Genomic DNA, 13723 nt, shown 5'->3' with positions numbered 1-13723 from the left:
CGCGCATCCAAGGGCGGCGTCGAGGGGTGCTTCGAAGCGGCTCATGTCGCGCTCCTGCTTCGCGGCTGGCGCCCACTCGAGGATCGAGTGGCTGGCCGCGATGCCCCCGCGTCATTATGCCGATCAGCGCCGACATGCCAAGCGCCTTGCCAGGTCTGACGCGATCTTGCGGTCATGATTGCCGTGGCCATTGGCATGATGCGAGACTGGCAGCGACAGGCGCCAGGCGGCGAAGGCCAGCCGGATGGCGCCCTTCAGCGTGTCGGCCGGCAGCGCCACATGGCCGGCGCGCCCGGGCAGCGCCACATGGCCGGCGCGCCCGGGCAGCGCCGCATGGCCGGCGCGCCTGGGCAGCGCCACATGGCCGGCGCGCCCGGGCAGCGCCGCATGGCTGGCGCGCCCGGGATGGCCGAGCGAAAACTTCGGGCTGGCCGATGCGATCAGCCGCAGCAGCATCAGGGCGTCCCACATTGTCGTGCCTTCATTCTCATGGGGAGAACCAGGGACGGCGCGATCAGCCGGCCCGGGAAGGAAACCGGCCGGCCCGGGAACGGGTTGGGTACCGGGGCCGGCCGGCGCAGCCGGTCAGGTTATCAGCCATTCCCGGGCTGGGGTGGCGGCATCATCAGGCCCTCATTGGGCGGGCCTGCCGGACTGGCTGCATCATTCGGCGGGCCGCCCCAGGGACCGGGGGGTGGTCCGAGGGGGCGTTCCGCCGAAGCGAGGATCTCGAGCTGTTCCGGCGTGAGCTTGGCGCGCAGCTCGGCAATTGCGTCCTTCAGCTTCGCGGCCGAGGCCGCGCGCGCCGTGACGTCGTCGGCCAACCTTTCCTGGAAGGCGAAGGGATCGGGCTTGCCGGCAGGCCCCGCATCGGGGCCTTTCGCCTGCGGCCCGCCATCTGGCCCTGCGGTGCCGCCCGGACCACGATCGGGCCGCGGCGGCGACAGCAACGCCTGCAGCGCGCTGGTATAGTCGCGCCAAGCGTCGAGCTGTTCGCTGCGGATGCCGACGCGGGTTTCGAGCGCGGCCAGCCGGGCGGCCAGCATGAATTCCGGCGGCGGCCCGATGCGGCGGGGGCCAAAACCCTCCGGGCCGAAACTGTGCGGGCCAAGACCCTGATGGCCCCATCCTTGCGGCGGATGCCGCATCGGGGCGTGATCTGGGCCATGCTGCATTGCCATGACCGGCGGCTCGCCGGGCGCCGCGCCCGGACCGGGCTGCGCCGCCAGCGCGGGGTGGATGGCGGCGGCGGAAAACAGGCCGAGCGCAAGAAGTCTGCTTCGCATGACGGTGTTCCTTTCATCCATGCTTTGGACGCCGGGAGGATAGGAAGCGTGTTTGTCTGCTTCGCGTCGGCGTGTTGCCGAAGGTTTCCGCAAAAGGGCAATTTGTTTCCCAATGTTTCCCGCCCCGGGCCAGAAACATTGCGTTGCAATTTTCCATGCCGCTTGCGCGCCGCTCTCCCTATAATCGGCGCCAAGCAAAGGGCACGGCAATGCAGTCACAACCCCACATCCTCGTCGTCGACGACGACCGCGAAATCCGCACGCTGCTCGGGCGCTATCTCGACGGTCAGGGGTTTCGCGTCTCGGTGGCGGCCGACCGGCGCGAATGCGAGCAGAAGCTGGCCTCGGGCCAGTTCGACCTGACCGTGCTCGACGTCATGCTGCCGGATGGGTCCGGGCTCGACATCTGCCGCGCCTTGCGCGACCGCAAGCCGCATATCCCCGTCATCCTGCTGACGGCGCTGAAGGAGGATGTCGACCGCATCATCGGGCTGGAGCTCGGTGCCGACGACTATCTCGGCAAGCCGTTCAACCCGCGCGAGCTCACCGCCCGCATCCGCGCCGTGCTGAGACGCTCGACGCCGGAGGAAGCGGCACCCGCGCCGCCGCCCCGCGCCTACCGCTTCGCCAGCTACAGGCTGGAGCCGGACACGCGCAAGGTGACGGATGCGCAAGGTGCGGCCGTCGACCTCACCGGCGCCGAATTCGACCTGCTGCAGGTGTTCCTCGACCGCCCTGGCCGGCTCTTGTCGCGCGACCAGCTGCTTGATCTCACGCAAGGCCGCGAGCGCGACCCGCTCGAACGCTCGGTCGACGTGCTGATGAGCCGGCTGCGCCGCAAGTTCGCCGACACCGGCGACGGCCCGCTGTTCAAGACCGTGCGCAATGGCGGCTACCAGCTCACCGCGCGCGTCGAGACGGTGGAGGCGCAGGCGTGAACTCGCTGCGCCGCCGCCTCATCCTGTTGCTGGTTGCCTCGATCGTCGGCGTCGTCGGCCTGGCGACCGCCGCCGTCATCAGCGTGCGCGGCGGCGGGCCGCCGCCGGAACTCGTCGTGCCCTGGGTTGCCCAGCAGATGGAGCTCGTGGTGCGGCTGCTGCCGGGACCCATACCCGACGTGCTGCGGGTGCAATTCAGCGACCGGCCGGCCAATGGCAAGGTGGACCGGCAGGAGACGGCAATGCTCAATGATCTGCTGCGCCGTCGCGGCTTCGACGCCCTGGCCGTCATCAGCGACAAACCGGATGAACCCGGCCAGCGAGCCTCCATGCGCCTGCCAGACAGCCGTTGGGCGGTCCTGGAAATTGCCCATATCGATCCGCCCAAACGCGAATGGCTGGTGCTCGCCGGCTGGATTTCGCTGATCGTCGCCGGCGCTACCGCCGTCTCCGTCTATTTCACCGCCGTGCTGATCCGGCCGCTCGAAATGCTGGAGGCCACTGTCTCCAAGATCGGTAGCGACGGCGTGCTGGCGCCGGTGCCGGAGGTGGGCTCGGCCGAGGTCAAGGCGACGGCGCACGCGCTGAACCAGCTCTCGTCGCGACTCAAGACCGCCATGGAAAGCCGCATGCGGCTGGTGGCCGCCGCCGGCCATGACCTGCGCACGCCGATGACGCGCATGCGGCTGCGCGCCGAATTCCTCGACGAAGAGCGCGACAAGTGGCTGCACGACCTCGACGAGCTCGACCGCATCGCCGACAGCGCCATCCGCCTGGTGCGCGAAGAGGTCAACCAGGATGCCGTCGAGCCGCTGGATCTGGAAAAGATGGTGCGCGACATATCGGCCGAGATGGCCACGCTCGGCCATTCCGTCTCCATCGGCCATCTCGACAAGGTTTCGGTGCGCGCCGGCGCGCTCGGCCTGCGCCGCGCGCTGCGCAACCTGATCGTCAACGCCGCCACCCACGGCAAGGCCTGCACGGTCGCGCTCGACCTCGCCGACAGGCGCGCCGTGCTCTCCATATCGGATGTCGGCCCGGGCATTCCGCCCGACCTCATCAACAAGGCCTTCGAGCCCTTCTTCCGCGTCGACCCCGGCCGCCAGCAATTCATTCCCGGCGCCGGCCTCGGCCTCGCCATCGCCAAGGAAATCATCGAGCGCTACGGCGGCACCGTGACGCTGGAGAACCGCCAAGGCGGCGGGCTGGCGCAGACGGTGGTGTTCGCGGCGGTGTAATTGCGCGATGCCGCAAGGTGGAAGGCGGCCCAAAGCCTGGATGCTGCCAAGCAATGGGGCCGCGGCCGCGCCTGCGAGGCGCGCTACGACGTGGCGCGCAGAGTCCTGCGGATGGGCCGCCTGCCCGTGGCACGGGCTTTCTTGGCCACCACGGTGGCGATCTCGACCACCTCGCCCTCACGCGATCGGGCGTTGGTGGCCTTGTGGAGCCGCTCGTAGGGCAGCAATTCCTTGATCCGGGCATTGAGCGACGCGATTTCGGCCCGCAGATCCTCGCATTCCTGCCGCTGGACGTCTCGTTGTATGTCCTCCGATGCCTGTTGCAGCGCGAGCTGCGAAAGATTGGCGTTGGCTTTCGAGAGGTTCAGCTTGTCGGTTTCGTTCTCATTGGCGAGCGCGGACAATCTTTCCTCGGCGATCATCTTTTCGGCCACTGCGTCGTCCAGCTCGGTCTTGAGCCTGGCGATCTCGGCGGCGGCCGCGCTGTTCTCGTTCGAGGCCCGCTCCAGCCGCGTTTCCAGGTCTTGTATCTCGGAACGCAATCCGCGCATTTCCGTCTGGCCGCGAGCCCGTTCGGCTTCCCAGTCGCCTTCCATCATGCTGGCCGATTCGGTCTTTTCCGCCAGCTTCGCCTGTGTGGCCTCGAGCGACTTCTGCAGCCGCATCTCCTCTTTCTCGCTCCTTGCGAGCGCGGCCAGCAGTTCGGCGAGCCGCGCCGCTTCGCTGGCGTGGATCGTCGAAAGCTCGTCCAGCCTGTGACGCGCCTGGGTCTCCCGCTTCAACACCTTGTCGAGCTCGGCCGACAGGGTGACGTGTTTTTCCCGCAGCATCTTGCTCTCGCGCAAGCGCCTGTTGGCCTCGACCGTCCTGGCCGTCAGCCGGTTGGCGATGTCACCGAATTCCGCGTCGCGCTTGGCGCTGGCATTGGCCGCCTCGGCAAGTTCGAGCCTTACAGCTGCAAGCGTTGCGCGAAGCGTCTCCCGGTCCTGGACCAGGCTGGTCTCGCGCTGCTGCAGCAATTCGCACGCGCCGTCACGCTCGCGCAGCTTCGCCGCCGTGTCGTGCAGCTTTTCCGACAGCGCTCTCTGCTCCGCGATCAGGCCGGCATTCGCGAGCTCCAGCTCATTGGCACGAAGAATGTCGGTGTGCAGGATGTTGAGGAATTCGCGCGTCAGATGGTGCGAGGTCGAGATTTCCGACAATTTGCCGTTGATCTCATCCAGATAGTCCCTGGCGTCGTGGAACATCCCTTCGAAGGCATTCAACGCCGCCAGCCGGGTCTGGGCATGGGGCGTCAGTCGCGGCGTGGTTTCGGCGGTGTCGGCGCTGCCCGTCCCATCCGGAACGTCCGCGGCATCCGCAGGCGCCGCGTCGGCCTGGGGTGGCGAGGCATCGGCGGCTGACGCGGCATCGGGGACATCATCGCCCGTTGGCGTCTGGTAGTCGCTGTCGAGGCTGGCATCCAGGGCGTCCGCCAGATCGTCCTGCAACTCCTGGAGTGCGTTATCTACGTCTTCAGCACGCTTGATCAGGTTCTTGAAGTTCATGGCGAACTCCCCTACGCATACTCAATCGCATATTTAACAAATTGCTAATATATATCCTTACTCCCGCTTGTTCCGCAGGGGAAGCCCCTGTTAGCGAACGTGAACTAAGCACATTGGCGATCTGGATGCCGAGCAACCCTGCCCACTTCGGTGGAGGGCTGGTCGGTGGGAGCGGCGCCGACGCCGCCGGACCGGAATTCCTCGCAGCCATGAAATGAGGGGGCCGAAGGACGGGCGAGCCCCGTGGCTCGCCCCGGCAAGGCGGCTCGGGCGGAGCCCGAGACGGAGTGGCATTGAAATGATCAGAGGGAACCCGCCAGCGCCGCGCTCCCCATCTCCGACCGCTTCGCGGCCACCTCTCCCCACTCACGTGGGGGCGAGGAACCAGTCGTGCTAACTCACCCCGCCATGGCCAGCGGCACGGCGCTCTTGTTGGGGATCTGGATGTCGATTTCCAGCGTCGACATGGTCTCGCCGCGGTCCATCGAGACCTGGAGGTAGTCCTGGTCGATCTGCACATGCCTGGCGATCACAGCCATGATCTCCTCGCGCAGGATGGAGACGAGATCGGGCTGGCCACGGCTGCGGCGCTCATAGGCGAGCAGCACCTGCAGCCGCTCGCGCGCCACCGGGGCGCTGGTGCGCCGCTTGAAGAGGTCGAGGATGCTCATGCGGCCCTCCTTCCGAGCAGACGGTCGAGGAAACCCTTGCGTTCGAAGGGCACCACCACCGGCAAATCTTCGCCTTCCAGCCGCCTTGCCGCTTCGAGATAGGCCTTGGCGGCGTTGTTGAGCGGTTCCGACAGCGTCACCGGCGAACCGAGGTTGGAAGCCCTCAGCACGTCCTGGCTTTCCGGGATGATGCCGAGCAGCGGCACCGAGAGGATTTCCAGCACGTCGTCGATCGACAGCATTTCGCCGCGCGCGGCGCGCGCCGCGTCATAGCGGGTGACCAGCACGTGCTTGGCGATCTGCTCGCCCTGTTCGGCGCGCATGGTGCGGGCGTCGAGCAGGCCGATGATGCGATCGGAATCGCGCACCGACGACACTTCCGGATTGGTGACGATGACCGCCTCGTCGGCAAAGCGCATGGCGAGCTGCGCGCCGCGCTCGATGCCGGCCGGGCTGTCGCAGAAGACATAGTCGAAGACCGAGCGGAGCTTGTCGATCACCTCGCCGACGCCGTCTTCCGTCAGCGCGTCCTTGTCGCGCGTCTGCGAGGCCGGCAGCAGGAACAGCGTGTCGACACGCTTGTCGCGGATCAGCGCCTGCGACAGCTTGGCCGTGCCCTGGATGACGTTGACGAGGTCGAACACGACGCGCCGCTCGGCGCCCATGATCAGGTCGAGATTGCGCAGGCCGACGTCGAAATCGACCAGCGCCACCTTCTTGCCGGTCTTGGCGACCGCGGCACCCAGCGCGGCCGTCGAGGTGGTCTTGCCGACGCCCCCCTTGCCCGATGTGACGACCACTACCTTGCCCATGGAAAAAGCCTCCGTTGCCTGTTGTCGTTTGTTGCGCCGTGCGCCGCACGGCTGTTGTCAGAGCCTGCCATCATGCCATCCGAAACCGGTCCGAGGCTTGCGCGCGGCGATGGTGCCTCGGCGCCTGTCCGGGCCGGAACCGTGAAGCCGGGCGCAAGCATCCCGCCGCCCTAGTTCAGCGGCACGACGGCGAGCATGTCGCCTTCGAGGAAGGCCTGCACGGCCTTGCCGCGCGAGACGCCTTCCATCTCTTCGGCCGTCGTGTACCAGCCATCGACCGAAATCAGCTCCGCCTCGTTCCTGCGGCAGAAGATGCGCGCCGACCGGTTGCCTTGCGAGCCGGCGATGGCGCGGCCGCGCAGCGTGCCATAGACATGGATCGAGCCCGCCGCGATGATCTCGGAGCCGGACGCGACCGAACCCAGCACGATGACATCGCCATGCGGATGGAAGATCGACTGCCCCGAGCGGATCGGCGACTTGACCATCAGCGTGCCGGCCTGCACCGCGTCAGTCGCGCCGGCGTCCTGTCCAGCCTTCGCCGCCCTGCCCTTGCCAGTCTCGACCTTGATTTCGGCGGTCTTGCCCTCGTCCGGCTTGCCGGCGTCCTTGCCACGGTCCGAAAACACCGTCTCCAGTCTGCCGGTTTCTTCCACCGTCTCCGCCTTGCCCTTGCGGCCGGAAAGCAGGCCGTCCGAAGTCGCCTCCTTGGCGCCGGAGAGCAGCGGCGGCAGGTCAAGCCCGAGCGAAGCGCCTTCGAGCTCGATCGCATAGACCCGGATGCCGCGCGCGCCGAGCGAAGCGACCAGCAGCGCGATGTCGGCGACCTCGGGCTTCAGCACATTGAGATCGAGCACCACCGGCCGCCCGGCAAAATAGCCCGGCGAATTGCCGATCCAATGATCCAGCCCCTCCAGCCAAGCCCCGATCGGCGCCTCCGGAGTGAGCGTGAAGGCCACGAACGAACGGGCGCGAAAACGAATGGATTTGGTCTCCAGGGGGGCGGCAAAGGTCACGGCTGGCGAATCCTTACTGAGAGGTAAACGCTAGGGGGCTAATGGTTAACGAATGGTTAATTTTGCGGATCGCGATGGATAAGAACTGGGTTGGCTAAGCCATGGAGCGACACGCCTACGGGACGACTTCGCAGAGGCGCGAGCCTCGATCCTTGCGACACTACCAGCAGAGAGACCGATCGTGAAAGGACGTCCACTCTGCGCCGCTGTCAACGCAAAATGCCCCAAGAATAATCCTGTGCCGTCAGGGGAAGAATACTTGCGCGGCCTCTTGTGCTGAGCAATGTTGCCGCCGGGATTTTATTGGGCATTGGGGGGATTATGAAACGGACTGTTTTGACAGTGTCGATATTGGCTGCGCCGACCGGATGCGCCACGCCACCAGAAAAGATAGCGGGAATTCCAAATTCACGGCCCTGCACGCAGGCCGACAGAGAGCGCCTGGCAGTCACATCCAATCAGCAGAGCAAGGCTTCGACGGGAGATGCGCTTGGGGTGTTTCTGATTGGTGTGCCGGTGGCGTCAATGTCTGGTGGCGATCATGAGGCGGAGATTGCCATTCTGAAGGGGCGGTGCGGCGCGCCGAAGACGTAATATAAAGCTCTCAAAAAGAGAGGCCAGCGACGCACCTCATCCGCCCTTAAAAAAATTAGGTAGAGATTATATTCGCAACACACAGGCTGAATATGAAAATCGTACAATTCAGAGTTAAGGGCTTTCAGTCATTTGATGATTCTGGTGATATATTTCTCGCCAACGGGATGAACATTATTATTGGTCAGAATAACGCGGGAAAAAGCGCTTTGCTGCGCGCTCTACTTGTGGAGCTTCCGAATGACAGACACCGTACACCGGAAAAGTGGAAAGAATTTCGGCTGCCAGAACCTGAGACCAGCATTGTTGTCGAAGCCAGCGGCCCAGAAATCGGGGAATGGGCGTTGAGACTGGGCGGCCAGCACTACATTCCCCAAACTAAGCTACCTGATCAGCGTTTATCTCCGACAATGGAGGATTTTTTTGATAGGTCCCGAATTTTGATCTCCGTTAACCGGGGGCCTTCCGCCGGGTTTAGGGCGCAATATCCTTCGCACAATCTGTTTATTCGTGAAAAAGAAGGTCAAAGTTTTTCCGGTATTTTTCAGGCAGACAATGGAGACCTGAAGATAAATATTGGCTCTAATTCGTCATCCAGTGATAGTTTACCAACGTTACTATTCAGCGCATGGCAAAGCGAAATGTTTTATTTCGCCGCCGAACGCATGACAATCGGAGAGTCCGCCTATGGTCACTCTGCGCGTCTACGACCAAACGCAGGCAATTTGCCAAACGTTTTACACACATTGAGTGGCGAGAGAGGTGACGTCTTTCGTCAACTGATCAATCACCTTCGAGAGATATTTCAAACAGTTGGCAATCTCAGCGTCAGAACCAGACCAGACAACAATAATCTAGAGGTGCGCGTCTGGCCCACTGAAGCGATGGAGCAGGTAGAACTTAGCTTTCCCCTAAACTCTAGCGGGACGGGCGTATCCCAAGTGATTGCGCTTCTAACGGCAATTATGACAATTGACAGGGCCGTGATCATAATAGACGAGATCAATAGCTTCCTGCATCCAGCAGCGGTGAAGGCACTGCTTCGCATTTTGCAGACGCGATACGCAAATCATCAATACATCATCTCGACGCACGCGCCGGAGGTGATCGGTTTCAGCAATCCGAACACCATTCATCTCGTCAAGCGAATAGGTTACGACTCATCGGTCGAACGACTGAGCCTTGATGACGTAGGAAAATTTCGCGAGGTAGCTGAGCACCTAGGCGTATCTATGGCAGATGTATTTGCTGCAGAAAGAGTCATATGGGTCGAAGGTCCGACAGAAGAACTTTGTTTCCCTTATCTATATCAGCAGCTAGTTGGACCGATACCTAGAGGGACAATAATCACGTCAGTCGCAGCAACGGGTGATTTCAACAGTAACAAGCGTGATCCTGCCATCGTCTACGAGGTTTACAACCGACTTAGCTCGGCAGCTGCAATGCTGGTTGTGTCAGTTCTATTTAGCTTCGACACAGAAAAGCTGACCGAAGAGGAAAAGGCAAAGATGACGCGAGATTCAAGCGGCTTGCTCCATTTCCTGCCTAGACGCCATTTGGAATGCTATTTGATAGACCCAGCAGGAATCGCTGCGTTCATCATAAGCAAAGATCCTGCGTCCGCTGAAACCCTCACACCAGAAATCGTTGAAACCAAATTGAGAGAAGAAGCAGGAGAGCGCCCATTTAGAATTGCAGAATGGAAAGACGACATTACTGACGAGGTGTGGCTTGCCCGTGTGGATGCAGCGAATCTCATCGCCCGGGTCTGCGGGAACCTCTCTAACCATCGAGCCTCCTTCACCAAGAAAAATGATACGCTCTTTGTGATGAAACATATGCTCGAACACAGGCCCGATCGCCTTGCCCAGCTGCGAGACTACGTTGAGAACTTGGTCGCTACGGTGACGCGTGATTAGTGTGCTTTTTTGCGCCTTTCAAAGAGCGTGAACGATTCGTATATCAATGGTGAAGATTGATCCCGACTGGACTGCCCCCCTCACCGGTCATGGTTGGCGTGACGATGACGTTATGCTTGCCGTCGCGTGGCTCAAGTCATTCGTACCGCGAGTCGAAATGGAGCGGCGCTTGGATGCAGCCAAGGCTTTCCTGATCGCAGCACGAGAAAAGGTGCGAGAGGGATGCGAGACGCAGGTCACTTTATATGACCCCTCGGATGCCGCTGCATGGTATATTCTCCAAGCAGAAACCTTTGCCACCGACCGCTTATTCTGGACCCCAGAGGGGGCAATGCGCGTCGTGCCCTTTTTTACGCGAATCGGTAAGGAACTCGCTCTCCTGCTCAGCGTGAAGAATGCCGAGGATCGCGCCGCGCGCATAATGCTTTCGGATCGACGTCAGCCTGATAGCGGAATCTATGAATTGTTGGTGGCTTTGGCATATCGACGGGGTGGTTGGCATCGAGTGGAATTCGTGCCCGAAACCCCGGGATATGGGAGGACGCCTGACCTAAATGTTTATCGACCGGGAAGTCGATGGGCCATCGAGTGCAAGCGACTTATGCCGTCACCTTATGCAGCACGTGAGAAGTTGCTTGGAAACAAACTAGCCGAGCCGATTCATGCCATTTCACTTGAGGCCGGTGAATCTATAGTCGTTGATATACGGTATAAAGTTGAACTTGCTGAAGTATCCACCGAATACCTTGTTGGACATGTGCGATCCGCAATCCAACGCCAGTCGTTGACCCCTTGGGACGATGAGATAGCAACCGGATCGGTACGCCCCGTTAACTGGCAACTTGCACGAAAGATTCTAAGCAAGGACTATGTCTATTTTGGCAGCACGCGGATGATTGAACTCTTGGCTGGCCGCGTTGACCATGACGCCGATCACAGTATGGCAGCCAAATGGCGACCATGGACCAAACGTCCAGAATACGCCGACGCAGTCTACCACGCGAGCGTTGTGTCGTGGTGGAGCCAGTCACGCCCTGCGATGCTTCAAAAGGGACGGCATTTCCGTAGGACGTTGGCCGACGCTGAGGGCCAGTTACCGTTAGATCGACCAAGCGCAATTCATGTCGGTATCGAAACCTACGCTGGTTCTCGTGTCGATTTCATGCGCCATCTGTACAACAGAATGGAAGCTCGCTTCTTCGAACCTCGCAACTCTCGGTTACGCTGGGTATACGGGAACTACTTCGTACCTGAAGCAACCACCAGAAGGAATGAGAGTTGGGCTATTACCGAAACTATGGTGCCTTACAAAATCGGGTCTCACCGTACGCGCTGGCCGCTACCCGACCACATGTTAGTATCGCCGGAGGGCCACGGAAGACAAGGCATGCATTGGGAGCCAGGGTTCGACTGATGCCAAAGGGGCCAGATGCCGCCTGTTTGGTATTCACCCATCACCCCCGCTTAAAATAATGCACCTCTCGTTCATGCTTCTCGGCCGCTTCCCGCGAATCGAACGTCCCCAAATTCCGGCGCTTGCCCGTCTTCTCGTCCTTCTTCCTTGAATAAAGCCGGTATTTTCCGTCTTTCAGCTTCCTGGTGCGGGAGCGGTCCAGCGCGGCGCGGCTGCCCGTGAAGCAAAATATCAGCGGCGACGCGAAGCCGATCGAATGGCAGCAACCAGATGGGCATCTTCGAAAGGTTTGCTTATCAACGCCACGTCGTGAGGGCGATCCGAGATCTTCTCGGCATCGGCGTAGCCCGTGACGATAAGCGCTGGCCAATCCGCGCGCAGGCTTCGGGCGAAGCGGATGACGTCGATGCCCGAAATGAGCGGCATGGCGAAGTCGGTTACGATGACGTCGAAGCGCTCCGGTTCCTTTTCGATGGCGGCCAGAGCCTGGGCGCCGCCGGAAAACGCCGTCACGTCGAAACCTGATTGCCGCAGCGACATCGCCGTCAACTCCCGCAGGGACTGACTGTCGTCGACGAGCAGAACAGTCGGCAACTCTTCCTCGACCGTCGCCGGGAGGCCCGCGCCGGAATTCGTGACGGTACTGGATTCGAAAACAGGCCCGTCCCTGGCAGCGACGTCTTGCGTCCCGCGTGAGCGGGGCAACCAAAGCTCCATGGTGGTGCCGTGGCCAACTTCGCTGTCTATCCTGAGCGTGCCACCAGACTGCGTGGCGAAACCATAGACAGTGCTGAGGCCTAGGCCCGTGCCCTTGCCGATCGGCTTTGTCGTGAAGAACGGTTCGATCACTTTGCTGATCAGATCCGCGGCGATACCTGTCCCGGTGTCCTCGACCGCAAGCCTGACATAGTCGCCCGCGCCAAGCCCCTGGTCGGTGTGGCCGATGCTGCGATTGTCGGCCCTGACGGAGATTGTCCCTCCAGAAGGCATCGCGTCGCGGGCATTGAAGACCAGGTTCATCAAGGCAAGCTCGAGCTGTGCCGGATCCGCATGCACCGGCCATATGTCGTCACCGACATGCCAGTCGAAGCGGACCAAACCGCCCAGGATCGGCGCCACCAGGCCGGTCATCGTGTCTCCCAGGCTCGACATGCGCACGGCAACCGGCTTCAATTCCTGGCGCCTTGAAAAGGCGAGCATGCGCTGGATGAGATCCTTGCCCTGAGAAGCGGAGCGGCGCGTCATGTCGAGAACCTGGGCCGCCTTGCCGTCGAGCGTCACTTGCCTTTCGAGCAGGCTCAGCCCGGAAAGGATCGCCGCAAGCAGGTTGTTGAAATCGTGCGCAAGTCCGCCGGTCAGCTTGCCGATTGCATCGAGCCGCTGCGATTGCAGCAATTGGCCTTCCAGATGGCGCTGCTCGGTAATATCTTGCATGGTACCCAGCAGTTCGAGCCCGGCGCCATTCCTGGCGACCACACCCTGGTCGAAGAATATCCGGTATTCCTCATTGGCGCATCGCCAGCGGAACTCGCAAGCATAAGAGCCTGTCTCGTGGGCAGCCGAAAGCGATCTTGTCACCGCGTCCCGATCCGCGGGATGGACCCGGCCGATGCCGAAATCGGAATCCGCGATGAAACGGTCCGGAGAAAATCCCGTTAACCGCTCGACCCCTTTGGAAACATAGCTCGCCGCGTATGGCGCCTGCGCCGCGCGGGCGTGAAAGCAAATCGGCAGCGAAGCGAGGATCGTCTCCTGCCGGGCCTCGGAATGCCGCAGCGCCCGCTCGGCATCGAGTTTGTCGGACGTCGCCTTCAGCGCCCGTTCAAGCAGCAGCTGCTCCCGAGCCGCATTCCGTTCGATTTCCCTCGTCTTCTCATAGAGATCGACGAAGACCATGACCTTGGACCGCAGCATCACCGGGTCGAATGGCTTGAACAGATAATCCACCGCGCCGGCATCATAGCCGCGCAACATATGCGCTTCTTCCTTGTTGATGGCGGTCAGGAAGATGATCGGTGTGTTGTTCGAACGCTCGCGCCTCCGGATCAGCGAAGCGGTTTCGTAACCGTCGAGACCGGGCATCAGCACATCCAGCAGAATGACGGCGAAGTCTTCCTTGAGCAGAAAGCGCAGTGCTTCTTCGCCCGACTTGGCGCAAATCACTTGCCCCACTCCGTCAAGGACCTCCTCTATGGCAAGGAGATTTCGCTCGTCGTCGTCGACAGCGAGAACGCGAACCGGCAGCGACTTTTCGAATAGTTCGCTGTTATCTGCTTCCATCGCGGCCA

The 13723-nt window shown here is 61.8% G+C and carries 12 protein-coding genes; 5 read left to right on the top strand and 7 right to left on the bottom strand.

The features are described from left to right. Positions 1 to 123 precede the first annotated feature (123 nt). Both EN850_RS14290 and EN850_RS14285 read right to left on the bottom strand, forming a co-directional pair. Positions 124 to 471 carry a hypothetical protein gene (locus tag EN850_RS14290; protein WP_136091574.1) on the bottom strand — a complete coding sequence of 116 codons (348 nt, stop codon included), beginning with the start codon at positions 469 to 471 and terminating at the stop codon, positions 124 to 126. Between the two features lie 122 nt (positions 472 to 593). Next, the gene (locus tag EN850_RS14285) at positions 594 to 1286 is read right to left on the bottom strand and encodes a hypothetical protein (protein WP_136091573.1); all 693 of its coding nucleotides are present in this window, start codon (positions 1284 to 1286) and stop codon (positions 594 to 596) included. Between the two features lie 209 nt (positions 1287 to 1495). On the opposite strand from EN850_RS14285, the gene EN850_RS14280 reads away from it, so the two are divergent. Together EN850_RS14280 and EN850_RS14275 are read left to right on the top strand one after the other, a co-directional pair. Continuing rightward, positions 1496 to 2224: a response regulator transcription factor gene (locus EN850_RS14280; RefSeq protein WP_127870301.1), complete on the top strand. Its 729-nt coding sequence runs from the start codon at positions 1496 to 1498 to the stop codon at positions 2222 to 2224. Then, positions 2221 to 3462: an ATP-binding protein gene (locus EN850_RS14275; RefSeq protein ID WP_127870300.1), complete on the top strand. Its 1242-nt coding sequence runs from the start codon at positions 2221 to 2223 to the stop codon at positions 3460 to 3462. Before EN850_RS14280 ends, EN850_RS14275 begins: the two co-directional genes overlap by 4 nt. Before the next feature lie 83 nt (positions 3463 to 3545). On the opposite strand, the gene EN850_RS14270 is transcribed toward EN850_RS14275, so the two are convergent. The 4 genes from EN850_RS14270 to minC form a co-directional block, all read right to left on the bottom strand. After that, on the bottom strand, positions 3546 to 5009 hold the full coding sequence (locus EN850_RS14270; RefSeq protein ID WP_135919423.1) for a hypothetical protein: 1464 nt from the start codon (positions 5007 to 5009) through the stop codon (positions 3546 to 3548). 398 nt (positions 5010 to 5407) lie between these two features. Further along, a complete protein-coding gene (gene minE / locus EN850_RS14265; protein ID WP_027144293.1) occupies positions 5408 to 5680 on the bottom strand; it encodes a cell division topological specificity factor MinE in 273 nt (90 codons plus the stop codon). Then, on the bottom strand, positions 5677 to 6492 hold the full coding sequence (gene minD / locus EN850_RS14260) for a septum site-determining protein MinD (RefSeq protein WP_127870298.1): 816 nt from the start codon (positions 6490 to 6492) through the stop codon (positions 5677 to 5679). The genes minE and minD overlap by 4 nt, the downstream gene beginning before the upstream one ends. A 170-nt stretch (positions 6493 to 6662) precedes the next feature. After that, positions 6663 to 7508: a septum site-determining protein MinC gene (gene minC / locus EN850_RS14255; protein ID WP_136091572.1), complete on the bottom strand. Its 846-nt coding sequence runs from the start codon at positions 7506 to 7508 to the stop codon at positions 6663 to 6665. 273 nt (positions 7509 to 7781) lie between these two features. Between minC and EN850_RS36835 the strand changes: the two genes are divergently transcribed. From EN850_RS36835 to EN850_RS14240, 3 genes are all read left to right on the top strand, one after another. Further along, the gene (locus EN850_RS36835; RefSeq protein ID WP_246689206.1) at positions 7782 to 8102 is read left to right on the top strand and encodes a hypothetical protein; all 321 of its coding nucleotides are present in this window, start codon (positions 7782 to 7784) and stop codon (positions 8100 to 8102) included. Between the two features lie 92 nt (positions 8103 to 8194). Further along, on the top strand, positions 8195 to 10021 hold the full coding sequence (locus EN850_RS14245) for an AAA family ATPase (protein ID WP_136091571.1): 1827 nt from the start codon (positions 8195 to 8197) through the stop codon (positions 10019 to 10021). Between the two features lie 46 nt (positions 10022 to 10067). Beyond that, entirely contained in the window at positions 10068 to 11435 is a 1368-nt protein-coding gene (locus EN850_RS14240; protein WP_136091570.1) for a hypothetical protein, read from the top strand. 231 nt (positions 11436 to 11666) lie between these two features. On the opposite strand, the gene EN850_RS14230 is transcribed toward EN850_RS14240, so the two are convergent. Continuing rightward, positions 11667 to 13715: a response regulator gene (locus EN850_RS14230; RefSeq protein ID WP_281407274.1), complete on the bottom strand. Its 2049-nt coding sequence runs from the start codon at positions 13713 to 13715 to the stop codon at positions 11667 to 11669. Between the last annotated feature and the right edge of the window lie 8 nt (positions 13716 to 13723).

Origin of the sequence: Mesorhizobium sp. M8A.F.Ca.ET.207.01.1.1, assembly GCF_004794715.1 — a bacterium.
Lineage (GTDB): Bacteria > Pseudomonadota > Alphaproteobacteria > Rhizobiales > Rhizobiaceae > Mesorhizobium.
This window is presented reverse-complemented; position numbering and strand designations above follow the sequence as displayed.